General features: G+C 51.3%; 20 protein-coding genes. 3 read left to right on the top strand and 17 right to left on the bottom strand.

Going from position 1 to position 23,095, the window contains the following annotated elements:
* Positions 1–77: 77 nt before the first annotated feature.
* Together HUN04_15390 and ilvY are read right to left on the bottom strand one after the other, a co-directional pair.
* Positions 78–1,418 carry a transporter substrate-binding domain-containing protein gene (locus tag HUN04_15390; protein ID WDP91001.1) on the bottom strand — a complete coding sequence of 447 codons (1,341 nt, stop codon included), beginning with the start codon at positions 1,416–1,418 and terminating at the stop codon, positions 78–80.
* 171 nt (positions 1,419–1,589) lie between these two features.
* A complete protein-coding gene (ilvY, locus tag HUN04_15385; protein WDP91000.1) occupies positions 1,590–2,477 on the bottom strand; it encodes an HTH-type transcriptional activator IlvY in 888 nt (295 codons plus the stop codon).
* A 150-nt stretch (positions 2,478–2,627) separates the two neighbouring features.
* Here ilvY and ilvC point away from each other — a divergent pair, with 150 nt between their 5' ends.
* A complete protein-coding gene (ilvC, locus tag HUN04_15380; protein WDP90999.1) occupies positions 2,628–4,100 on the top strand; it encodes a ketol-acid reductoisomerase in 1,473 nt (490 codons plus the stop codon).
* Between the two features lie 265 nt (positions 4,101–4,365).
* Here ilvC and HUN04_15375 read toward each other — a convergent pair whose 3' ends face one another.
* From HUN04_15375 to HUN04_15345, 7 genes are all read right to left on the bottom strand, one after another.
* Positions 4,366–4,935, bottom strand: a complete 570-nt coding sequence (locus tag HUN04_15375; protein ID WDP90998.1) for a hypothetical protein — start codon at positions 4,933–4,935, stop codon at positions 4,366–4,368.
* A gap of 24 nt (positions 4,936–4,959) precedes the next feature.
* Entirely contained in the window at positions 4,960–6,042 is a 1,083-nt protein-coding gene (locus tag HUN04_15370) for a hypothetical protein (protein ID WDP90997.1), read from the bottom strand.
* Positions 6,043–6,084: 42 nt separating this feature from the next.
* A complete protein-coding gene (locus HUN04_15365) occupies positions 6,085–6,276 on the bottom strand; it encodes a hypothetical protein (protein WDP90996.1) in 192 nt (63 codons plus the stop codon).
* A gap of 359 nt (positions 6,277–6,635) precedes the next feature.
* A complete protein-coding gene (locus HUN04_15360; protein WDP93308.1) occupies positions 6,636–6,953 on the bottom strand; it encodes a response regulator in 318 nt (105 codons plus the stop codon).
* Between the two features lie 55 nt (positions 6,954–7,008).
* Positions 7,009–9,498 carry a response regulator gene (locus tag HUN04_15355; protein WDP90995.1) on the bottom strand — a complete coding sequence of 830 codons (2,490 nt, stop codon included), beginning with the start codon at positions 9,496–9,498 and terminating at the stop codon, positions 7,009–7,011.
* Positions 9,488–11,083, bottom strand: a complete 1,596-nt coding sequence (locus HUN04_15350) for a PAS domain-containing protein (protein ID WDP93307.1) — start codon at positions 11,081–11,083, stop codon at positions 9,488–9,490. The genes HUN04_15355 and HUN04_15350 overlap by 11 nt, the downstream gene beginning before the upstream one ends.
* Positions 11,084–11,595: 512 nt before the next feature.
* The gene (locus HUN04_15345; GenBank protein ID WDP90994.1) at positions 11,596–12,198 is read right to left on the bottom strand and encodes a hypothetical protein; all 603 of its coding nucleotides are present in this window, start codon (positions 12,196–12,198) and stop codon (positions 11,596–11,598) included.
* Between the two features lie 259 nt (positions 12,199–12,457).
* Here HUN04_15345 and HUN04_15340 point away from each other — a divergent pair, with 259 nt between their 5' ends.
* Complete coding sequence (locus tag HUN04_15340; protein WDP90993.1) at positions 12,458–13,381, top strand: glycine cleavage system protein H; 924 nt, start codon at positions 12,458–12,460, stop codon at positions 13,379–13,381.
* Positions 13,382–13,413: 32 nt separating this feature from the next.
* Here the strand turns inward: HUN04_15340 and HUN04_15335 are convergent, their stop codons facing one another.
* Genes HUN04_15335 through HUN04_15325 form a run of 3 tightly spaced genes read right to left on the bottom strand, consistent with a single transcriptional unit; the run spans position 13,414 to position 16,855 of the window.
* Entirely contained in the window at positions 13,414–13,941 is a 528-nt protein-coding gene (locus tag HUN04_15335; protein ID WDP90992.1) for an archaemetzincin family Zn-dependent metalloprotease, read from the bottom strand.
* Complete coding sequence (locus tag HUN04_15330; GenBank protein WDP90991.1) at positions 13,938–15,284, bottom strand: sigma-54-dependent Fis family transcriptional regulator; 1,347 nt, start codon at positions 15,282–15,284, stop codon at positions 13,938–13,940. Before HUN04_15330 ends, HUN04_15335 begins: the two co-directional genes overlap by 4 nt.
* Before the next feature lie 2 nt (positions 15,285–15,286).
* On the bottom strand, positions 15,287–16,855 hold the full coding sequence (locus tag HUN04_15325; GenBank protein ID WDP90990.1) for a PAS domain-containing protein: 1,569 nt from the start codon (positions 16,853–16,855) through the stop codon (positions 15,287–15,289).
* A 911-nt stretch (positions 16,856–17,766) separates the two neighbouring features.
* Here HUN04_15325 and HUN04_15320 point away from each other — a divergent pair.
* Positions 17,767–17,985, top strand: coding sequence for a phage integrase N-terminal SAM-like domain-containing protein (locus tag HUN04_15320; GenBank protein WDP90989.1), 219 nt, complete (start codon positions 17,767–17,769; stop codon positions 17,983–17,985).
* 142 nt (positions 17,986–18,127) lie between these two features.
* Here HUN04_15320 and HUN04_15315 read toward each other — a convergent pair whose 3' ends face one another.
* The 5 genes from HUN04_15315 to HUN04_15295 form a co-directional block, all read right to left on the bottom strand.
* Positions 18,128–18,406, bottom strand: a complete 279-nt coding sequence (locus HUN04_15315) for a hypothetical protein (protein WDP90988.1) — start codon at positions 18,404–18,406, stop codon at positions 18,128–18,130.
* 42 nt (positions 18,407–18,448) lie between these two features.
* On the bottom strand, positions 18,449–19,210 hold the full coding sequence (locus HUN04_15310; protein ID WDP90987.1) for a transporter substrate-binding domain-containing protein: 762 nt from the start codon (positions 19,208–19,210) through the stop codon (positions 18,449–18,451).
* A gap of 413 nt (positions 19,211–19,623) precedes the next feature.
* Complete coding sequence (locus tag HUN04_15305) at positions 19,624–20,238, bottom strand: histidine phosphatase family protein (protein ID WDP90986.1); 615 nt, start codon at positions 20,236–20,238, stop codon at positions 19,624–19,626.
* A gap of 231 nt (positions 20,239–20,469) precedes the next feature.
* Positions 20,470–21,099, bottom strand: a complete 630-nt coding sequence (locus HUN04_15300; GenBank protein WDP90985.1) for a LysE family translocator — start codon at positions 21,097–21,099, stop codon at positions 20,470–20,472.
* 249 nt (positions 21,100–21,348) lie between these two features.
* Positions 21,349–22,893 (bottom strand): phosphatidylserine/phosphatidylglycerophosphate/cardiolipin synthase family protein, encoded by a 1,545-nt coding sequence (locus HUN04_15295; GenBank protein WDP90984.1) that lies wholly within the window; start codon positions 22,891–22,893, stop codon positions 21,349–21,351.
* Positions 22,894–23,095: the final 202 nt, after the last annotated feature.

Here is a 23,095-nt window from a genome sequence, read left to right as displayed (position 1 = left end):
CACGGGGGCCATGGCGCCGCTGTCGATCTTGTCTGGGGTGAAACGCCTAATTCATGCGATATCGGCGGTACTCTTCCTTACCATCGTGAACGGATATATTCGTGGGCTTCGCTCATGCTCAAAGGAACCGACGATGCACCGGCCCGGATAAAAAAAGCCTCTTTGCCCTGCTCCTTGATATAGACTGGACGATCACTGGGCTTTACTGTAATACGGCAGACGTCCCGGCCGCCAAACGCCTGAATATCGGTGGTTATAAATTTATGGCTCTGACGCCCGAAATTATGGGAGATCAGGCTCGATAATTTGAGCATAAACCCGTCACGGTTGGGTTTTTTCTGGAATGTCTTGTAATCCGGTTCTATCCCCACAGCCTCCCCCCCATCGTTGATACCGATAAAAAGGGTTCCTCCCCGGGCGTTCATAAATGCAGACAGGGTTTTCACGATGACGCCTTCAATGATCTTATCGGCCTTTTCGGTCTTGATATTCCACCTCAAAGATGACTTGAATTCCACCCAGTCATTTTCGCCCTGATCAATGATCTGACGCCATTCATCCCTGTCAAACTTCTTTCTGCCGACACCCAGACGCCGGATCCGGGACTTGAGTTCAAAGATGTAGAGGCCGAACCCGATACAGCCTGCCAGCAATACCACAATGGCTGTAATAATCCAGTCCTTGTACCGGACGATCATGGGAGGCGGGGTAATTCCCCATTTGGCATACAGCTCTTTTACCTCTTCCTTTGAAATGGTTTTGATCCCCTTGTTGATCATGGCGATCAGGGGATCATTTCCCTTTGCCACGGCGGCCCTGAGCTTCTCCGTATACAGGGTTTTTAAAATCTTGAACTTGGTCATGGAGTCATGCTCCGCCAAAAGGAAAACGGCATTGGGGAAATCCAGGGCATAGGCCTTTACCTTTCCGGACAGCGCCGCCGCCACCACAGCTTCTGAACCGGGAAAGGTTCTGATGTTCATCTCGGGATACCCGGCTTTGATATGCCCCACCACAAAATCATCCCTGATCACGCCCACTGGGATTTTCTCCGTTAACTGATCAATGCTTTCAATACCAAGGTCCTCACGGATATAAAGGTTGGTATGCACATCAATCATGGGATTGGAAAAATCCAGGAAGTTGGACCGCTCCGAAGATTTGAAAAGGCCGATCATAATGTCGGCCTCACCGGTTTTCACCCGTTCCAGGCTCTGGGTCAGCCGGCCGGGAAGGAAAGAGACGGTGATCTTGTTTTTCTCCCCCCACATCTGCCAGAAGTCAATGAGCACCCCTTCTACTTTGCCATCTTTATTGACATAGGAATAGGGCCGGTAATCCTGATAACAGGCAATGGTAACAGACTCGGCACGGGCCGTTGAACATACCGGTGCGCCGGCAATAAGGATCACAGCCATAAGCAGCAGTATCCTGAACAGTTGGGGCAGTTCCTGAAAAATACTCCCGGAATTTTGACGATCCGGACGGTTGGGGGGCAGAGTGTGTTTCAAATCGGTATCGTCCAAAGATTAGGGTTAACATTGATGCTCATTCCAGGACACAATTCATATGTGAAATTGAGCATTAAGTCAAGATTTCCCGGCCCTGGCGGCGATCTCCCACAGCGCCCGGATTCTTGGATTGTCCAGGCTTTTCTCCCGGGTGCAAAGGCCGATTTCATAGGGGGGCAGTTCAGGCATGCCAGAAAGCATCCGCATCTCTTTGGCCAGGGGGCTTTTGTCCAGCACCAGCTTGGGAACCAGGCCCACGCCGCATCCCAGGTTGACCAGGGCCAGGATGGCCTCGTGGCCGGCCACCCGGGAGTAGATATTGGGCACCACCCCGTTTTGGGCGAACCAGAGGTCCATGCGCTCCCGGCTCAGGCCCGTCTCCGCCAGGATCATGGGGGTATTTTCCCAATCCATGCCGCCGTCACCGACCCGGATCACCGCCTCGGGATACTGGCGGGCAGAAATAAAGACCAGGGGGCTTTCGGCCATGGTTAAAAAACTGAGGCCCTTCTGGAGTTTCCCGGGCAGGGCCGCAATGACCACATCGGCATCCCGGTTCATGAGCCGGCCGATGGCCCGGGCCGGGTCCCCGGTCTGGAGCCGGATCTGCACCCCGGGATGGACCGCCCGATACCGGGTGATGATTTCGGGCAGGATGGAATAGGCTGCGGTGACCGAGCAATAGACCGACAGTTCCCCCTGGAGGACCTCCTCCTCGGAGAGTTCCCCCTGGAGCCGGTCCCAGCGGCCCAGCACATCTTCGGCGTATTTTTTAAAGGCAAAGCCGGCATAGGTCAGCTCCACGGACCGATTGTCCCTGTAAAAGAGCTGCTCCCCCACCTCGGCCTCGATGCGCTGGACCACCCGGCTCAGGGCCGAGGGGGAAATATTGCAGGCCTGGCTGGTCCGGGTAAAGTGAAGGGTATTGCTTAAATGGCGGAATAATTCCAGTGTCCTGATATCCATGGCACCTCGCTTTCAGTCAAATATTCCCTTTGATTCTAACCTCACATCCCGATATTTGCAACATTATATTGCAAACGATTCATTTGACGCAACAAAAGAAATACGCCATTGTGCTTATGACTTTTAATTGACTATTTAAGGAGACAAATTATGGGCACCAATTATTTCAACACCCTTCCATTAAGGCTTCAGTTGGAAGAACTTTCCCAGTGCAGATTCATGGACCCCTCTGAATTCAACGGGGTCGAAGCGCTGAAAGGCAAAAAAATCGTCATCGTGGGCTGCGGTGCCCAGGGCCTTCACCAGGGGCTGAACCTGCGTGATTCCGGCCTGAATGTCTCCTACACCCTCAGGGAAGCCGCCATCAAAGAACAGCGGCAGTCCTGGAAAAACGCCACGGAAAACGGGTTTGCCGTGGACACCTATGAAAAGATGCTGCCCGACGCCGACCTGGTCATCAACCTCACCCCGGACAAACAGCACTCCAACGTCATCGAGGCCGTCATGCCCCTGATGAAAAAGGATGCCTGCCTCTCCTACTCCCACGGCTTCAACATCGTTGAAGAGGGCATGCAGATCAGGGAAGACCTCACCGTTATCATGGTGGCCCCAAAATCACCTGGCACCGAAGTCCGGGAAGAGTACAAAAGAGGATTCGGCGTGCCCACCCTCATTGCCGTCCACCGGGAAAACGATCCCAGGGGCGAGGGCCTGGAACTGGCCAAGGCCTATGCCGCCGGCACCGGCGGTCACAAGGCCGGGGTCCTGCAGTCCTCCTTTGTGGCCGAAGTAAAATCGGACCTCATGGGCGAACAGACCATCCTCTGCGGAATGCTGCAGATGGGCTCCCTGCTCTGCTACGACAAGATGATCGAAAAAGGGGTTGATGCGGGCTATGCCTCAAAGCTGGTCCAATACGGTTGGGAAACCGTCACCGAAGCCCTGAAACACGGTGGCATCACCAACATGATGGACCGCCTCTCCAACCCGGCCAAAATCAAGGCCTTTGACCTGGCCGAAGAGATCAAAGCCATCCTCACTCCCCTGTTCAACAAGCACATGGACGACATCATGACCGGGGATTTCTCCAAAACCATGATGGAAGACTGGGCCGCCGGGGATGCCAATCTGCTCAAATGGCGGGGGGAAACCGCTGAAACCCCCTTTGAAAACTCCGCATGCCAGGAGGCAGATATCCCCGAACAGGAATACTTTGACAATGGGATCCTCATGGTGGCCATGATCAAGGCCGGGGTGGAGCTGGCATACGATACCATGGTATCCGCCGGCATCATCGAGGAATCCGCCTATTACGAATCCCTCCACGAGACACCGCTGATCGCCAACCTCATTGCCCGGAAGAAGCTCTATGAAATGAATGTGGTGATTTCAGATACGGCCGAATACGGCTGCTACCTCTTTGCCCACAAGGCCGTGCCCATGCTGGCCGAGTTCATGAAAACCGTTGACACCGACGTCATCGGCCGGGGGCTGGATCTTGCCGACAACGGCTGCGACAATATCCGCCTCATCCAGGTCAACGACGCCATCCGCAGCACCTCCGTTGAGGTGGTGGGCAAAAAACTGCGGGGATACATGGGCGCCATGAAAGCCATCCGCTAACCCCATTTGCCTTCCCCGGGGCCGCCCATACCCCGGGGCATTCACGGGTTAGAACAGAGCCGGTGCAGGGACCTCCTTTCCTGCACCGGCTCTTTTTATGTTTAGGCGGTCCCCCATCTGCCGGGTTGATGCACAACACTGAAATCCCCACGTACTGCAGTGCGCTCCGGTTTCACTGTTGCTTAGGCCTTGCATCTGGGCAAATTTACACCTGAACATAGAATCTCTCATTCGGGGGGGCTTAAAATTGGGGCAAAAAACAATTTTAACCCTTAAAATCCGGCTGGTACATGAGGTCCTTTTTCATCTTATAGGTCCAGGGCAGGCCTTCCAGCTTCCAGCCCCCGGCCCAGCGCTGACCGTGGAAAATGCTGTTTTTATTTTTGTTTTTCCCCCCTTCAAACCCGCCCATCATATTGAAAACCTTCCCCTCGTTAAATCCGGCCTTGATGGCCTCGTTGCAGGCCGTGCAGCTCCGGTTGCCGCTGCGGCAGAGGATGATCAGGGTATCGGTCTCGGGATTGAACCGGGCCAGCAGCGCCTTGGCAAAATCCGGGTTGCTCACTTCCACATATCCCTTTTTGCCGGGCTTGGCCGACAAAAAACGCAGGGGGACGTTATACGCGCCCACGGGATGGCCCACATACTGGTACTCGGCCCGGGTCCGGCAGTCCACCAGAAAGGTGTGTTCCGGGTCCTTTTCCATCATTTTAAAGGCTTCCACCGGCGTAAGATTGCCGCCCAGGTGATCCTTGTTGGCCTTATAGGCATAACCGGCCCAGGCCGTTGATACCGCAAAAACAACCATTAACAGGATTGCAGATGCTTTTTTCATGTTTTCTTCCTCCTTTATGGTTTCCTAATTATCCGGAATCTTTTCCGGGATCCTATCCAGGGGTACAAGCACGTTTTTATTGGCTGCTGCCCTGCCCGGGGCCAGGTCCTCTTCCGTTAAAAAGAGGGCGGTGTTGCCGTGGCAGTGATTGCAGCTCCGGTTCTGGGGCGTTTCTTTCAGGATAGTATGCGGCGATGTTGGTTTCCAGGTGGGGCGGCTGTCGAACCGGCCCAGGCCGGCGCCGTAGAATTTAAAGGTATCCGGCTCCACCGGCACCTGGCGCACCAGGACATATTCCCAGGGCCTGGAGGGGCTCCGGTCCGGATTCAATCCGATCTTGAACCCGTATTCGGTCTTTTTGCATTTAAAATAGGGAAGCCCCTGTTTATCCGTCCCCACATGGCAGGAGGCACAATTTTTATAGGCCTGGGCATGGCAGACCCGGCAGTCGAGCTTCTCAATGTGATTCTCGTGGGCCGTATTGGTTGCCTCCCCAGAAAAGACCGGCGCGTGGCACTGCCTGCATCCCGGCCGCTGCTTCAGGCCGAAACGGTTTGACGCCTTTCCCTGGGCCGCATGCATTTCCCCGCCCGTGTGGCAGTGGGTACAGGCCATCTCCTCATCCTCAAAATGGAGGTCCGGCGAAAAGTCCTCGTTTTCCCCTGTAAATTCGGCAAAGACCCGCCCCCCGTGGCAGGAGGCGCAGGTGGTCTCCATGGCCGGTGTTTTTACAAAATGATGCTTGGACAAAAACCCCCCTTTCACATAATCCGGGCGGCTGATATGGCATTGGCCGCAGCTGGCATGGCAGCTGCCGCAATGCCTGCCCATTGCCGGTTTCAATTTTTCGCCCACCGTTAAATCAGATGGGTCCGTGCGCGTTAACACGGCGTCGAACACCGGCGCCAGGGTATAGTGGAGGCTGCTTACGGCTGAGGCCGCGATCTCTTCATGGCAGTCCCCGCAGGCCCCGGCAGGGGATTTAAGGCTGGGATCCCTGACCAGGCCGGTGTGGGCGGTCTGCCAGTTACCATCCCCAGGGCTGCCCCCATGGCAGTCCTGGCAGGGGATTTGGCCATGGTCCGTTTCCAGGAATGCTGGATCCACGTAGATTTTCTGGTACAGCTCCAACGGAGCCAGGGGACCGCCTCATCCCTCTCCGCTGTTTTCAGCAGATTCCGGTGGCTTGGGCTTGATCTTTTCAACCTCCCAGCACAGGCGGATCAATTTCTTAAGATCCGTATGGCAGGTGATGCACTGGCTCTGGCCGGCAGATACAGGGGAAAGCGATAAAAAAAGATAGACAAAAAGAACCGACAACCTGATCGTGATACCCGTCATGGAACGCCTCCGGCGATATCGGATGAAATAATGGGTCTTGCGTTAAACTGATGCAGACAGGGAGAGAAATGAGCGGGAAGCCCGGCGTCAGAAATAGAAAGAATCGAAATTCAACGCAGATCCGGAAAAAACAGAACTATTCAGGTCATAGTGCCATTGGCAAACCGTGTCAAGATTTTTTTAGGGCGTGCCCGCCGTGACAGGCGGCTGAGCCATATCATCAACCGATCCCCGGTCTTGCCTGCCAGAGATAAGGATCTGATATTCAGCCGCCGGTTCATGGACCGGCATCCCGCGGCGGCCACAAACCTCCGGGATACCCTGAAATCAGCTCGGGGCGAATGGGGCCCCCCTTGGGGTTACGGTGATAAAAGCGCCAAAACGGCATCTTCCAGGTCTTCAATCCGGTCCACGGGCTTGGAAAAGACCCGGTCCGCCACCCGGGGATTTTTACACAGGTCAGTGGAAATCCCGAACTCGGGGGAGCCGGTACAGATGACAAAGACCATTTCCGGGTACAGGGCCAGGGTTTTCCTAATAAAGGTCTCACCGTCCATCCCGCCCATGCGGATATCCACAACGGCGGCATTGCATGGCCGGTGTTCAAGCATATCAAGGGCCTCTTCCCCGCTCTCCGCGGAAAAGACATCCCAGAGCCGGTCTTCAAAGAAAAACATAAAACTCTGTCTGACATAGTGCTCATCATCAACAATGAGAATGGATCCCGGAATATTATCTGCCTGGTTCACTGTCTTTTCCTTCGTTGTCTTTTTGGTTTCCGGCCAGCACCTGCCGGATCACCCGGGCCAGCACATTTCCGGTCACGGGTTTCTGGAGATACCGGCGGATGCCCAATGCCAGGGCGGCTTCCTTGGTAAATGTTTCATGGAATCCCGTACAGAGGATGATGGGCATCTCCTTTTTCAGGGACAGAATTTTCCGGGACAGTTCATCACCGTTCATCCTGGGCATGGTCATGTCCGTGATGACCAGGTCAAACCGCTCCGGGGCGGCCTCAAAGGCCTCCAGGGCCGACTCCCCGTCTCCAAATCCTGCAACCCGGTAGCCCATCTGTTCAAGGATACTCTGGTTGGCTTTGCGTATGGGCGCTTCATCCTCCACCATCATGATCCGCTCAGACCCAGCAGCCGGCCCCCCATTGGGCCGGACCGCGGCCTGGGGGGCTGGAGATTCGGCCCGGGGGAAAAACACCCTGAACACGGCACCGTCCCCCATTCGGCTGTCAACGGTGATGAATCCTCGGTGCTTCTTGACGATCCCGCCCACAACGGCCAGGCCCAGTCCTGTGCCCTGGCCGATTTCCTTGGTGGTAAAATAGGGGTCAAAGATCCGGTCCAGAATATCCTCGCCGATTCCCTTGCCCGTATCCCGGATTTCCAACCGGATGTACCTGCCCGGCATGCAGCCGTCCTTCACCTCCTCCCACCCCGCATCCACATCCTCCAGGGAGACCGTGAGCATGCCGCCGCCCTCTGCCATGGCATGGGAGGCGTTGGTGCACAGATTCATGATCACCTGGTGGATCTGGGTGGTGTCGGCCATGGCCATGCCTTGACTATTGACCCGCTCCACAATTTCAATGCTGGCCGGTATGGAGGAACGGAGGAATTTCAAGGTCTCCTTGACAATGAGATAGAGCTTGAGGGGCCGCAGTTCATGCTCGGCCTGGCGGCTGAAGGTCAGCACCTGCTGGACCAGTTCGCCGGCCCGTTCCGCCCCTTTGACCACCTGTTCAAGGTTTTTCCTGGCGGCATCGGGTTTGCCCAGGTTCATTTCCGCCAGCTGGGCATATCCGAAAATACCGGAGAGAATATTATTGAAATCATGGGCAATCCCGCCGGCCAGGGTGCCGATGGCTTCCATTTTCCTGGACTGGCGGAGCTGTTTTTCCATTTCCAGGTCCTGGGTAATATCCCGGGCTATACCGATCATGGTCTCCTTGTCCAGGGGAACGCAGCTCACCCGGGCGGTGCGGGCGGATTTGTCCGGCCGGATATAGGTTACCGCCCCCAGGTCCACAGGGCCGGATTCGGTTGTTCCGGACAGGTAACTCTCTGCCAGTTCAGGCGGGGCCACATCGTGGACGGAGAGTTGTTTCAATGTTTTAATGGACCGCCCCGTCAATTCCTCGGCCGCCCGGTTGGCGTCGATATACCGGCCCGAGTGTTTATCTACCATAAAAATGGCGTCATTGGCCTTTTCAAACAGGGTCCGGTACCGGTGCTCGCTTTTCTGAACCTCCTCAAAGGCCTTGACCGCCCTCAGGGTCTCGCAGGAATAGGAGGCCAGGATGGCACCGATTTCCTTGTCCTGGTCAACAAAGGGCGGATCGTTTTTACTGTGCAGGGTAATGGTTCCCACGGTCATGCCCTCTGTGTCCTTGATGGGAAAAACCAGGGCGGATCCGTCCTTGTACCCCTTCCACCTGCTGGGGGTCAGGTCCCTGGCCCTGTCTATGTCCTGAATCAGCAACGGCTGTCCCGTTTCCATCACCCTTCCCAGCGCCGTGTTGCCGTCAAGGGGCAGATCAAGGGCGGACGGGGCATGGCCCGGATCCAGGACATGCTTCAGCCGAAGCCGCCCCTCTTCAAGCATATACAGGCTGCCGCCGTAAGCCCCCATCTGTTCGGCAAATTCCTCAAGGATCATTTCCGAAAACTGGTCCAGCTTCTGGCAACTGGTCAGCCCCTGGGTGGTTTTCACAATTTTCCGCAGCCGGTTGTTGATATGGGAGAGATTGGTGTTGGCGATTTCAAGCGCCTGGGTCCGCTCCCTGACCATCTGCTCAAGGTGGGCCTGGTATTCCCGGTTTTCCCTGACCAGCCTGGCCTTTTCCAGGGCCTTTTCCACCGAATGCCCCAGGATGGAGAAATCCTGCACCGGCTTTTCAATATAATCCCAGGCACCGTATCTCAGGGCCCGGACCACATTCCCGATGCGTTTGGCCCCGGAAATGACGATCATGGGGACTTCCGGCATAATGACCTTGCCCTTTTGCAGCACTTCCAGCCCGTCCACCTCGGGCATCCGCAGGTCCAGAAGCACCAGGTCCGGTCTTTGGGCCGTCATGATCTCCAGCCCGGTCCGGCCGTTTTCCGCGGTCAGGACCTCATACCCCCGGTCTTCCAAATAATAGGAGAAACTCTGGCAGATGGCCCGCTCATCGTCAATGACAAGTATTTTGCAGGTATCAGCCCCCATCTTGGCCCCCCTGCCGGGCCCGCCTGGACCGTTGCGCTGCCAGGGGCAGCCGGATAATGAAATTACTCCCCTTTCCCGGGGCCGAGGTGACGCCCATGGTGCCGCCGTGGTTTTCTGTAATAATAAAATAGGAAACCGAGAGGCCCAGTCCCGTTCCCACCCCGGTGGGCTTGGTGGTAAAAAAGGGTTCGAAAATCCGCTTCCGCACCGCCCGGTCCATACCCGGACCGTTGTCCTGTATTTCTATCCTCAGCATTCCGGCACCTTTCTCAACGGACATCCTCAGGGTAAAGCAGGGCGCCTCAGTATTGCCCTCCACCATGGCCTGGGCCCCGTTGCGCAGGATATTCAGAATCACCTGCTGAATCTTGGCCCCTTCGCAGGGCACCATGGGCAGATTGGGATCGTATTCTTTAATGATCTTTATGGCTTTAAAATCATATTGTTTTTTGAGGTCATAATCCGTTGCCGCCAGGTCCAGGATCCGGTCCATGAGTTCCCCGGGGTTGTGGGAAGAGACGGAGGCATTGCTCTTTCTGGCGAAACTGAGCATATTGTTCACAATTTCCTTCACCCTTATCCCGGACTCGTTGATGGCCGTGAGCATCTTAAAGATCCCCCTTTTTTCCATAAAGGCACGGATATGGGCCAAAGAGACCCCGATCTCCCGGGCGGCCTTCTGGTTTGCCGCCATCTCGATATCCTCAAGGCGGAGGGTCAGAACATTGGCCGTCTGCATGATACCGGCCAGGGGATTATTGATCTCATGGGCCATGCCGGCGGCCAGTCCCCCCACGGAAAGCATTTTCTCCGACTGAATCATCATCTCCTCCAGCCGGACCTGGTCCGTGACATCATCCACCCGGATAACGGCCCCCGCCACCCCCTCGCCGGTGAGGGGAAATACGGTAATATCCTCATAAACCGTACTCCCATGGTCAGGCACGGTCTGCTTTTTATGCTGCTGTACCGCCTGGGTACGGATGGCCTTCCTCACTGTCTCCATCCGGGTCTCCAGCCCTTTGTATACCTGTTCCAGGGGAAGGCCCATGGCTTCCTGGGCAGACGCCCCCGACACCTCTTCGGCCCGCCTGTTCCACAGGGTAATCCTTCCCTGGGAATCCACGCCGATGAGCACCGACGGCATGGAATCGATGATATTGAATAAATAATTTCGCAGGCGGCGGCGTTCCAGATCCGCCAATTTCATGTCAGTGATATCCGTTGAAATTCCGCAGAGGGCATAAATTGATCCGTCCGCCTTTTTCAAGGGGAACTTCACCGACACATACTCCCTCAACTCTCCGTCCGGCCCCGGCGCCGATTCCTCAAACTGCAGGGAGGCCCGGGTTTCAAGGATTTTTCTATCGTTGCTCTGGAAGGCGGCAGCAATCTCCTCCGGGAATATATCATGGTCCATAAGTCCGTATATTTCCGACCGATCAACCCTGAACAGGGTTTCAAACCGCCGGTTCACTGTCATATACCGCCCCTGTATATCCTTGAGGTAAATGATGGTCTCGGCATTGTCCAGTATGGCCTGGAGCCTGTCCTGGCTCTCCTTGAGATCCGCGGTGCGCGCCATGACCCGCGCCTTGAGGGTTTTCCCAGCAAGATAAAGCCGAAAGAAAAACCAGACACCGATAAACAGCAGCCCCATGCACACCAGCAGATAAAAATGGACAAATACCGACCTGTTCTGCCATTGTACAACAATCCTGCCGATGTCCAGCTTTCCATACCGTACCGTCTCCTCCAGCCGCCGCACCGGCAGCAGGCCGGCCCCGGCCAGCACTTCGTCCAGCGGCCCGGGACCGGGTCCCGGCACCTGGGCATAGACCTCTTCGGCATCATCAAACACCTGCAGAAACCTATAATGATTCGACCGGGCGGCCAGTTCCAGATACGCCATCGGCGGCGTTTCATACCGCCACAGCGAACCGGCAATCACCCGGGCATCTTCCGAAAGCCGTTCCCCGGCCTCCCGGACGGCCCATTCCTGATATGCCGTGAAAAACCACAGGAACCCGCCGGCAAACAGGGCAAGCAGTCCAAAAAATACTTTCCAGATATGCTTTTCAATGAAGATCGCCATATCTAGAACGACTTTCTGTCGTAAGTGGATAGCATTTTCGCCATGGCGCCGTCTCCGGCCACATTTTTGACGATCCGGTTGAACTTTTCCGGCATACCCGTATCGTCTGACCCGGTGTTGATGCGCAGACAAAATGGCATCCGGGGCCATTGGGCGGGCACGCCCCTAAAGCGGTCCGGGGCATTCACAAAGATATCGTAAGAAAAGCCCTTAATTTCGCCGTTCTCATGTTTTGAAAAAAAAGAAGAAAAATCAGAATAGGCAGTGCCCAGCCCTTCTCCGGCCGCGGTCACGGCAGTAGTAAAAAGCAATAGAAAAAAAAGGGCTCCTAATCGTCTATTCATCACCGTCGGCTTTCCGAATTTGCAAGGCATTAAAGATATGAAATAATCATACGGTGATTCAAATTTCTTGTAAAGCGAATTCGTAATGGAAGGGATAGGTGACAACAGGCAGGTGCAGGATAGGGTTCCTGAACTCTGGCTAAAAATATATGCTGTTATATCCTGATTGTTGGGCTTGCTCGCCAGGCATTTTTCGCGACCGGCCCATGATCCAACGCCCACACGGAAATAGATGTAAAAATTATCACAGGCATGTAGCATTTAGCAACATTCGCCCAAACCGCCTGTCCATCCCCTGTTTGAACCGATATCTTCAAAAAAGGCCTACAGATATGTAGCAAAAAGCTACAACTCACCTGCCGGCCTCCCAGGGCTTTTTTGTCCCCCAGGCCCGGGCAAAACATAACCACTTGATTTTAAAACACATTACCGCACCTTTTTCTTTATTTCCCCTGTGGCACCGGATTTGCTCTTTCATTTGGGTGAACGCTTTAAGCCATGAGGCGGAAAGGAGGACAAAATGAGAGCCAAAAAACAGAAAACCATGGTCAAGGGATTTCAGGTTGTTGAAAACGAATGCATCTGGATGAAAGCGGGTATTGTTCACTTCAGAATGTGCGACAACGCCTATGACTGCGGGACCTGTCCCTTTGACAAGGCCATGCAGAAAACCATCCAGGCCGCCCCCCATACGGATTCCCAAGACAATTGCTCACGGTGGGCGCAAAACTTGAAAAACATATACAAATGGACCAACAATCCCTGCCGCCACGTGCTGACCGGCCGCATCAGTGCACCGAGGGACTGTGCCATGAACTATGAATGTTATCATTGCGAGTTTGACCAGCAGCTGGATGAGGAGGACATGGCCCTGCTCGGCCCAAAGCCGTCCTGCTTAAAGGCATCGGGATACCTCCTGGCCGACGGCTATTATTATCACATGGGGCATACATGGGCGCGGTTTGAGCATGGCGGAAGGGTAAAGATCGGGTTTGACGATTTCATGGTCAAACTTTTCGGCACCCTCTCAGAAATTATACTCCCCCCCCTCGGTGCTGTTTTGAAAAAAGATCAGGCCGGGCTGATGTTTTCACGCGCAGACCAAAAAGCCGCGGTATTTTCCCCCATCACCGGCGCTGTGCTGGCAGTCAACGGCAAAGCCCAGGACGACCCCAAAATCGTCCACGAAGATCCTTACCATGAAGGCTGGCTGTGTATCCTTGAGCCCAATATGCCCAAGCGGAACCTCAAGGGGCTTTTTTACGGAAAGGACAGCCTTGAATGGACGGACCGCGAAAGCCAGAAACTCCTACACCTGATCGAGCCTGAGTACCAGGCCCTGGCTGCCATGGGCGGTGAACCGGTGGATGATGTATACGGCAGTTTCCCCCAGATCGGATGGAACGCCCTGGCAAGGACCTTTTTGAGGACAGAAAAACGCTAACCTGCCACCCGGAGAGGGGGATACCCTCCCCCTCAGGGGGTCAGGCGTCTTTCGCAGTCCCGGCAGAGGTAAAAGGGAATTTTATCCAGATCATCAATGCCCCCTGTAAAATGCATGACACATTTGTTTTCGTTACAATGGAAAAGGTTGAACAGATGCCCCAGTTCATGGAGGGCGACCTTGGCCGCCCGCTCGTAGAACAGGGAAGGCGCAGGGGTCGATCCGTCTGCGTTCCGATCCAGCCGGAACAGTGAAATCAAGGCCAGGCTGCCGCCCTGGACAGCCTGGCCGTACACATAGTTGAAAATCGGGATAAAAAGATCCTGGGACATCACTGCGACAATTTTGGAACAATCCCCAAAATCCAATTCACCAAGCCTGTTGATGACGATACCGGCATCATACTTGAGCCTGGCGCCATCAAAGGCGGACTCGGGAACGGGCTGCATGGGCAGTGCATCGGCCGGCCATTTGTAATAGGCCGTAATATTGGCTGCAATGACCTTTATTACGAGTTCCGGCACCTCTCCCAGCGGAACCACACCGATACGTTTTTTCATCTGTGTTTTTTCAAATTGTCCCGTTTAATGATTTTATGGAGTGTCACGCGGTTGATGCCGAGGATTTCTGCCGACCGGGTGATCTGCCAGTCCTGTTCATCAAGGATACGGAGGATATGTTCTTTTTGTACCGCTTTTAGTGTCTGCGCGGCGGGAAACGGTGCCCGTGCAGGCTGCAGATATGAAAAATCCCCGGCAGCAAGTGTCCGGGATTTGCTCAGCACAACGGCGCGTTCAATGGCATTTTCCAGCTCCCTGACGTTCCCCGGCCAGTCATACGACTTTAAGAGGGTGATGGCATCCGGCCGGATCCTGTCCACATGCTTTGTTGTTTCATGGCTGTATTTTTCCATAAAATGCGCCGCGAGAATCGGAATATCATCTTTTCGATCCCGCAGGGGGGGCAGCTGAATTCTGATCACATTGATCCGGTAATAAAAATCCTCCCTGAATCCCCCCTCCACGATGCGGTCTTCAAGGTGCTGCCGGGTCGCCGAAATCAGGCGGAAATCCACCTCAACAGGCGTATTGCTGCCAACGCTGAAAATTTTTTTATCCTCCAGGACCCGGAGCAGGTCCACCTGCATCTTTGCACTGGTATCACCGATTTCATCCAGAAACAGGGTGCCGCCGGAAACGATCTCAAGAAATCCTTTTCTCGAATGCCCCGCCCCGGTAAACGCCCCTTTTTTATGCCCGAACAATTCACTTTCCATGAGTGCGTCCGGCAGTGCGCCGCAGTTGATGGCAATAAACGGAAGCTGGGCCCTGGGGCTTTTGGCGTGGATGGCTTTTGCCACCAGTTCTTTTCCGGTGCCGGTTTCCCCGGTGATCAGTACCGAGGAATCACTTTGTGCCACCTCCGGAATCAATGAATACAATTCTTTCATGGGCGCGGACTGGCCGATGATATTGTCAAACCGGGTGATCTGCTCCAGGTGTCCTTTCAGGTATTGATACTCGGATGTGATTTTCTGCTGGCGGATGATTCTTTCCATCACCAATGAGAGCTGTTCCGGCTTGAAGGGTTTGAGCAGGTAATCGCTGGCACCGGTGCGCATGGCTTTGACAGCGCTTTCAATGGAACCGTAGGCGGTGATGATCACCACCATGGTGTCCGGATACCCCTCTTTTACCTTTTCCAGCAGTTCCAGCCCGTCCATACCCGGCATTTTAATATCCACAAACAAAAGCTGAAACGGCTTTTGTTCGAGTTTTTCCAGGGCCTGTGCGCCTGAAGCGGCCGTATCCACTTCATGGCCGTATTTGCCAAACCAGTTCAAAAGCGATTCCCGGACGATCAACTCATCATCCACGATCATGAGTCTCATTTTACTATCCATGCCTATCCTCCGTTAGCATCCGGTGCAGCCGGCGATACCATTGGGAAGGTTATTGTAAATGCGGCGCCTTTTTTCTCCCGGCTGTCGATTTTTATCTTCCCCCTGTGATTTTTGACCACACCGTACACAATGGACAACCCCAGCCCAGTCCCTTTGCCCACATCCTTTGTGGTAAAAAAAGGGTCGAACAGGTTATCCCTTACCTTTTCCGGGATGCCGTACCCGGTATCCCGGATTTCAACACAGGCATTCCCGAATTCTTTATCTATCCTGGATGTAACAATAAGATCCCCCCCCTCGGGCATGGATTCAATGGCATTGAAAACCAGATTCAAAAAGCATTGCTGGAGCTGGTTGATATCACCTTCAAGAAGGATCGGTGCAGGGTACAGCCCTGTGGTCAGTTTGATATTTCGGAGTTCCAGCTTGTGGCGGGTCAGGGAGAGGACGGAATTTAACACTTCATTTAAATCTAAATGGCTGAATTCCACGGCGGATTCCCGGGAAAAGGAGAGAAGCCCTGAAACAATGTTCCCGCAGCGTTCCAGTTCCTTTGACATGAGCGACAGGTGGTCTTTGAACTTTTTCAGCTGCCCGTCCCCGGGACGCCCTTCATTTAAAGTGTCCAGCATATAATCACAAAATGTCAAAAGCCCCTGGATGGGGTTGTTGATTTCATGGGCGCAGCTTGCCGCCAGCTTGCCCAAAGAGATCATCCGGTCTTCCTGGATCATTTTCTGGATGTTGGATTTAAGCTTTTTTTCCCGTTCGTTCCACCGGTCTGAGAATTCAGCCGTAACATCCCGCCAGAACTCAATGACCTGTATGACATCGCCATTGGCATTCCTTACCGGATAGGTGGTCAGGTTGCAGTACACCCGATGGCCGTCCGGCCCGGGATGGTCATGGATGACATGGGCATTTTTACCGGTGCGCAAGGTTTCCAGCATGGGGCATTTCACCCCGGGAAACGCACTTGAGCAGGGCGTATTTATCCCGTGGGAAATTTCATAGCAATGGGCGCCGATAACCTTGTCTTTTGGCCTTTTCACCGTATTAAGATAGGCATCATTCGCATCGAGAATGATAAAATCCGTATTGATAATGACGATGGCAGCCGTACTCTGCTGGATCAGCAAATTGGAAAAATCTTTTTCGGCAACAAGCTTCTGTTCGGTTGATTCCAGCCGCCGGCTCGTATCCAGGAGATTGCGCAGTATCCTGGAGATATTATACTCAAGGACACCAACGCCCCGGGGTTTCAACCGGATGATTTCATGAAGCACCTTTTTTCTGCCCGTCAGCTCCAGGACACTGTCAAGGCGTTCGATATTCAGCAAATCATGGAGGTTCCCGGTGGTATATATCCCCATTTCCTCAGCCAGCAGCATCCCCTCTGCTCCGGCATTCTTATCGCACACGCCCAGTATTTTGATATCGAAAAAAGGAAAGGGGTCGTTATGGATCAGTTCAAGGAAAAACCGGCAGGTCCGTCCGCCGCCCACAATGGCGATATTCAGTGGAAAGGTCTCATTCACATGATCCTTTGGGATATTGTTGCTCATGTCCATCTGGCAACCCTCCAACTGAATGGCACTGCACGGTTATTGAGTCAACCTTTGCCTGGATGTCGCTTTTGTATTACCGCAAGATATCGTTTTAAGATAGAAACAGCCTATCATTAACGGATGATTTAGTAAATAAGGAGTATGCCCGGAACCCGGGCCATGGAATTCAGAATTCGGGTTTGACCCGGCAGGGGCAGGGCAAAGGAGCGCAGCTAAACTTCAGCGGGCGTCCTGCCCCCTGAAGAGCGATCCGGCCGGCCTTTGCCGTCCATGGCAGTCCGCCCTCCGACGCCGCTTTGCCCCTTTGCCCTGCCCCTGCCTGAACACCCAGACAAATTTCAGCATTGTTAACTTGCCTCCGGCCAACCGCTACTTTTCTTCGTATGTATGTACAAGTGAATTCATGGCACACTCTTTCAAAGTTTTTGTGAAAAGCTTGCCAAATTTCACAAAGTAAATTTATTCCCCAATTGAACTAAACCGCTGCGCGGTGGGGTGGAACAACCGCTGACCCAAAATTTTTAATGTGTCGGCATATTGAAAGTTTCTTCTTTTAGCCGAACTGTGATATTCAATTATCATGGTTGCTATTTTTGGGCAGCCTTATTTTTAGCATTGTGAAACTGTGGAACTACTTATAAACAAGGGGTTCAATACAATTTCCATAGAGTATGAAAAATCTGGTTTGCACATTTTTCTCTTCAGGTTTAGCTCAAGAGATTTAATTGATTCACCCGATATCGACTTTGTCCGGTATTGAACTAAACCGCTTTGCGGTGGTGTTTCTCCCACCACCCAGCGAATATCGCTACTTCAAATCCCCCCTACCATAATCCCCACCCTCGATAAATTTTGTCGAATAAGTCTATTTTTCCTTTGTTGTTATTTTTTAACCCACAGCAAAGGAGAGTCAAATGACACCATTGAGACAAAAAATGATAGACGACATAAAATTGCGCAGATTTTCCAGTGCCACCCAAAAACTATACCTTCATGCGGTTGAGGATCTTGCAAAATATTATCATCGATCCCCAGACAGCATCAGCGAAGGGGAAGTCTATCAATACCTGCTTTATCTTCAAGAAGTAAAAAAACTTAAATGGGCAGTTGTAACGGTATCTCCGCAGGATTGACCCAGTTCGCTGCATCATTCTCATTCAGGAAAAAAACACATAGTCGACTTTGTTGATATGCTCTTTTGAAAAATCAAAAAGCCTGTCGCGTTCCTTGTTCCATGAGGCGGGGAAAACAATATCTGTTTTTTTAGTTAGAACGTCATTGAGTCAGCTTTTCCACGGCCTGAGTATAGCCCATTGCATGCAGTGATTCCCTGAAGACATCCCAGGCATATACTTGAAGCCGCCTTGAATCGTTTCCCGGTTTTATCACCTCATTCATCAGATTTTTATCAGAGCCGGGGAGGGGAAAAGCATGGGGTGCAAAATTCAAAAGTGTCGTGGCGGAGAGTGTTTTAATCTCTTGTCCGTTGGCGCATTGAATTGCAGCAAATAAGACAAAAAGAACAATTGCTATCCTTTTGATTTTATAAACCATCCCTTCCTCCTCCTGTTTAATATGGTGATTTATAATGTGCTGTCATTGTTGCAGTGCCTCGATGCGCCATTTTTCAAATAATCCGTTTTCCCGCAGCTGCCGAATGCCGTCATCAAAGGTCTGGATAAGCTTAGGGGAAAATTGTTTGTTAAACACGGCATAATATTTATCTTCAAGAAGGGGCTTGGGGTGGACTGTAATTTGTGACTGCTGTTCAGGGGTCAGCATTTTTTTCAAAAGAAAGGGGGTTGTGATGGGGTTTCCGATCATCACATCAATCCTGCGGGTCATAAGTTTTTTTACATTCAGTTGATCTGTCGCCACTTTATCCAGCACCAGGTCACCGGAGTTTACAGCGTCCCAAAACGCTTTTGGCACGGTCTTGGCCCCTATACGGTATCCAATCCTGAACATGGAAAGATCCTGGATGGTATTCCAGGTAAAATCTGTGCCCTTGAGATAATAAAAGCTGGTTGCTGACGAAATCAAAGGGGCGTCATTGAAAGTAAAGGAAGATTCCCGTTCCGGTGTTTTCCGCCATCCCAAAGACATATCAGCGGCGCCTTTTTTCACCATTATCAGTACCCGTTTCGTAGGATGCCAGGCAATGGTCATTTTATGTCCGTGAAGTGCAAAGGCTTCTTTAGCAACCCTGCATGCAAACCCGCCATAGGGGAGACTTGCCGATGCCATTGGAAAACGTTCATTCTGTACCAATCGGATAATTTGAGTCTTTGAAGGACTGGCGGAGAAAGCATCAAGAATTCCAAGGGAAACTAAAAACATTATTATGCGAATTTTCATACGCGTCACCTGCAATTTTTTAGCTGTTACGGTTCGGATATGTGGGTAATTTCATAAAACTCTAAGCACGGCAAACAGTACTGTATGTTGAATTATAATCTGTTTTAATTTAAAAATTCAACAAGAAGAGGTTAGAAAAATACTCTGGAAAGGGAAGAAGTAACGGGTTTGAAAAGGTCTTGAAGGGCAACTTTGTTTTCAGGGGGGCTTGCAGAAAGCAGAAAATATGCCAAAGATCCTGCAACGAAGAAATCGAAACAAAAGACGATTATTAGAGGTGGCCTTAAATCTAACCGCCATTCAGGATACATCATAATTCAATAAGTCTGAGGGGTGTTATCAATGCCTGCCCTGTTTACAACATTCAATGAACCGACTATTACATGAATACCATCATTGTACAAATCCTTCTATCATAAGTGCTTTGTACAGTTCATCAGTTTTAATGCATGTTGACCATAAGAGTTTGTATCCAATATTGAAATGCTTCCAGGACTTGCTGAAAAATATGATTTCTCAAGTAATTTTAAATCAAAATTTAACCACCATGCAATTATATAATTCAAAGCACAGCCATGAGTAACTAAAATAGCTGAGCTTTCATTTAAGGAACAAAGCATATCCATAAATTCAGCAATTCTGTAAAAAAAATCTATCCAAGTTTCTCCATTTTTATATTCTCGATAATTTATATCAAAACTTTCTTTGCTCCGCGGATTTCTGTTATTCTTTGCCCAATCTTTAGTTTTCCATGCAGCATCTCCATTATTTATTTCTCGTAATCGTTTATCCTCAATAAAGGGAAGTTTGATACAATTATGAATAATTTCTGCTGTTTGTTTTGCTCGTAATAAATCTGAAGAGATAAATTTGTATTGAGAAATATTTTGAATATTACAAATCCGTTTACTAATTTGATCGGCCTGAGTTTTCCCTGTCTCAGTTAATGGTGTATCCGTCCATCCACCAGTTAAATTATTGATATGATGCTCTGATTGGCAATGTTGTATTATGATTATCTTTTCCATAAACTTCTCCAATTGATGTCAGGGTTTATCACCCATAACTCCCTTGATACGTCATCAGATTTAAAAAAACACAATCACCGACCAAGGCTATAGGCAACCAAATCAGTTAACAAAGTCAGAATCAATCCAGTATTAAACTGATTCTTGAAGACAAGCTCTCCGAAATAAGAAGGTTAAGGTGGGCAGCGAAGCGGACTAATTTTCGCCTATGTGTAGCGCCGAGTGATGTATTTATTCATGACTCACTGCAAGGCCAATACCTGCTCCGATAAAAGTACCTCCGGCAATTTTTTTTATATATTTCCCAACTGCGGCTTTGGAAAACAGTGAGGCGATTTTCTGACCGCCTATTGCATAAATCATAAAGCAGCAGAATGCAATAAGTGCACAAGTTCCTAAAAGTATGCAGGATTGAACCAGATAGGCGGCATCCGTCTTGATGAACTGGGGAAAGACTGCGGCAAAAAATATAATTGCTTTGGGGTTCCCTGCAGTAACAAAGGCAGCCTGCAGATACATCCTTAATAAGGAGTCACGTTTATCGTATTGACTTAATTCTCCTGGCGAGAGTAATTTTTCTGATGAACATAGCATGCTTATACCCATATAGATAAGATATGCAGCCCCCGCCCACTTGATGAATTGGAATATTGTTTCAGAAGCAATTAAAACTGTTCCCAGGCCGATAATGGAAACAGATGCTTGAATCAATGTGACCGTCACATTTCCCATAGCGGATGCCATAGTTCGTCTGGCCCCGTAACGCATACCGTGAGTTAAAGCCAATAACATGCTCGGCCCCGGTATGATTGAGGCAATAAATACAGTCAGTGAAAATAATAGTACAAACTTGAAAGACATATTATCAAACCCTTTTCATGGTGGTTACTAAGAGATTGTCTCTGCTATCAAATTTTTTATTCATTATCAAATCTCTTTTTATTTTCAGGCAGAAAAAAAATGCGACAATCAATTTAATGCTCTGGGAAAAAGACAGGATAATTTATTTGCGTTCAGAGCATCCGCATCATCCGGCATACAAGGACGCTTCAATGGGAAAACCTGCCCCAATATGTTGCCGTCGAGGAAATTTGGTAGATTTTTGACGCATCAGAGAAGAAAGTCAAACAATATGGCAAAGGGCATGATCCCATAGGTCATCCAACGCTTCTCCTTTTCCACATCAGCCACCAGGCCCTGTGCCCCTGAAGCGTTCATGCCTCCGATAATATGCCGGGCGGCACCTCTTCGCAGTTCAAAGCTCCGGGTTGCCTCCCTTGCCAAATCTGTGTTTCCCCTGCAGACGATAACGAGTTCGGAATTGAGATTGGCTGATCGGGGATCAATATTATAGGTCCCTACAACGAGGACTTGATCGTCGATGATGGCTCTTTTGGCATGCACCCCCCAACGCACAACTTTTTTTTGGGCGTGTTTGGAATTACCGTTTTGTTTAACCAGCTCCCCTCCCTTATAGGCGAAAAGATTCAGTGTGGGCAATTCTTTCAGCTCGTCCAGCGTTGGCAGCAGAGCGGCGACGGTATAATAAGCATCTGTCGAATACAGACTGTTGGTAAGGACATCCAGTGTGACGCCCCGCCGGCTGACATTACGAAGGTCTTCCAGTCCATCCTTTCTCAAAATAAAATAGGGGGTCTCCAACCGTATGATCTGTTTCGCCTCCCGGGCAAGTTCAACCATGGCACGATAGACAACTCTATTCTCGACCCCTGAACCGGGATGATCCGTGATGAATTGAACATCCGAGCACTCGTGGATTTTCGACATGGCCCGGCGATCAAGAAGTGCCTGCCTCAGCGTTTCATCCCCATCTTCATCCCGGATCCAGGCAAGAGCGTCCTCTTTGTCGTCGGCCTGTCGGAGCAGCTCTTCATCGCTGATTTCTCCTTTTTCATACTGTGGCGGCTCCGTCCACTCAGAAGCCCAATACAGGTCAAAGCTCTTTGCAATTGATCCAACAATGTTTCCTTTTATCCAAATATCGCTATCAATAAAATTGTAGTCATGGGAGAGGTCGAAATAATCATCTCCAATATTTCGCCCGCCCACGATCGCTATCTCGTTGTCGGCTACCAGCATCTTTCTGTGAGTTCTGTGCTGTACGCTAAAAAAACGCAGGAGCCCTGCAGTATTATAATAGCGGACCTGAACACCGGCGGCCTGTAATTTTCGGGCAAAGACCGGCCTCAGTTTGAAAACCGGACGGGCAAAATCGACAAGCACCCGGACCTGCAGGCCTTCTCTGGCTCTGCGGGCAAGCGCATTACTAATGAGCCTGCTCGCGGTGTCCAGTTCATAGATAAAGAATTCAAGGTCGATGGAGCGTTTTGCCTGCTCAATCACCTGAAGCCGGGTGGCCAGGGAGTCCATGCCGACATCCAGCAGGGAGATCTGATGTGTCTCCAACAGACGGACATTGGTCGCCCCATGCTCGGGTGCCTTGCCCAACCATTGTCTCTCGGTTATTTCAAGCAGTCCCACAAAAATAAGAGAAAATATGACAGGTACGCCTATTGCGCCAACTGCAAGCCACCGTATTATCCGTTTGAGATTCATTATCCTCACTTTCCAAGCGGCCCCAATTTGGTTCATCGGCTTTGCCGCGACTATACTATTTATATCTGCCGCCCCCATATCAACATTCCTGACCTGTGTAAAGGAATTTCAGAGTTGATTTCATCCTTGGTGAATTTGATGTTTAAAGGGGCATCGTGTCTTACCATTTTGTTCTTAATCTGCTATTTATTGTTCCGGCAATTATCGTTGGATGATGACTCTTAAGCCGAAGGTGAGGAACCCCAGGCCTATCAACTCCATTTTTCCTGTTTTTGCAATT

The organism is Desulfobacter sp., from assembly GCA_028768525.1.
In the GTDB taxonomy this organism is placed as follows: Bacteria; Desulfobacterota; Desulfobacteria; order Desulfobacterales; family Desulfobacteraceae; genus Desulfobacter.
The sequence above is the reverse complement of the archived record's forward strand: the minus strand, read 5'-3'. Positions and strand labels throughout refer to the sequence as shown.

Coding starts and splice junctions, on each gene's coding strand:
- HUN04_15390 (WDP91001.1), bottom strand. CDS start 1,418: ATGGCTGTGATCCTTATTGCCGGCGCACCGGTATGTTCAACGGCCCGT.
- ilvY (WDP91000.1), bottom strand. CDS start 2,477: ATGGATATCAGGACACTGGAATTATTCCGCCATTTAAGCAATACCCTT.
- ilvC (WDP90999.1), top strand. CDS start 2,628: ATGGGCACCAATTATTTCAACACCCTTCCATTAAGGCTTCAGTTGGAA.
- HUN04_15375 (WDP90998.1), bottom strand. CDS start 4,935: ATGAAAAAAGCATCTGCAATCCTGTTAATGGTTGTTTTTGCGGTATCA.
- HUN04_15365 (WDP90996.1), bottom strand. CDS start 6,276: ATGACGGGTATCACGATCAGGTTGTCGGTTCTTTTTGTCTATCTTTTT.
- HUN04_15360 (WDP93308.1), bottom strand. CDS start 6,953: ATGTTTTTCTTTGAAGACCGGCTCTGGGATGTCTTTTCCGCGGAGAGC.
- HUN04_15355 (WDP90995.1), bottom strand. CDS start 9,498: ATGGGGGCTGATACCTGCAAAATACTTGTCATTGACGATGAGCGGGCC.
- HUN04_15350 (WDP93307.1), bottom strand. CDS start 11,083: ATGGCGCGCACCGCGGATCTCAAGGAGAGCCAGGACAGGCTCCAGGCC.
- HUN04_15345 (WDP90994.1), bottom strand. CDS start 12,198: ATGCTACATGCCTGTGATAATTTTTACATCTATTTCCGTGTGGGCGTT.
- HUN04_15340 (WDP90993.1), top strand. CDS start 12,458: ATGAGAGCCAAAAAACAGAAAACCATGGTCAAGGGATTTCAGGTTGTT.
- HUN04_15335 (WDP90992.1), bottom strand. CDS start 13,941: ATGAAAAAACGTATCGGTGTGGTTCCGCTGGGAGAGGTGCCGGAACTC.
- HUN04_15330 (WDP90991.1), bottom strand. CDS start 15,284: ATGGATAGTAAAATGAGACTCATGATCGTGGATGATGAGTTGATCGTC.
- HUN04_15325 (WDP90990.1), bottom strand. CDS start 16,855: ATGGACATGAGCAACAATATCCCAAAGGATCATGTGAATGAGACCTTT.
- HUN04_15320 (WDP90989.1), top strand. CDS start 17,767: ATGACACCATTGAGACAAAAAATGATAGACGACATAAAATTGCGCAGA.
- HUN04_15315 (WDP90988.1), bottom strand. CDS start 18,406: ATGGTTTATAAAATCAAAAGGATAGCAATTGTTCTTTTTGTCTTATTT.
- HUN04_15310 (WDP90987.1), bottom strand. CDS start 19,210: ATGAAAATTCGCATAATAATGTTTTTAGTTTCCCTTGGAATTCTTGAT.
- HUN04_15305 (WDP90986.1), bottom strand. CDS start 20,238: ATGGAAAAGATAATCATAATACAACATTGCCAATCAGAGCATCATATC.
- HUN04_15300 (WDP90985.1), bottom strand. CDS start 21,099: ATGTCTTTCAAGTTTGTACTATTATTTTCACTGACTGTATTTATTGCC.
- HUN04_15295 (WDP90984.1), bottom strand. CDS start 22,893: ATGGGGGCGGCAGATATAAATAGTATAGTCGCGGCAAAGCCGATGAAC.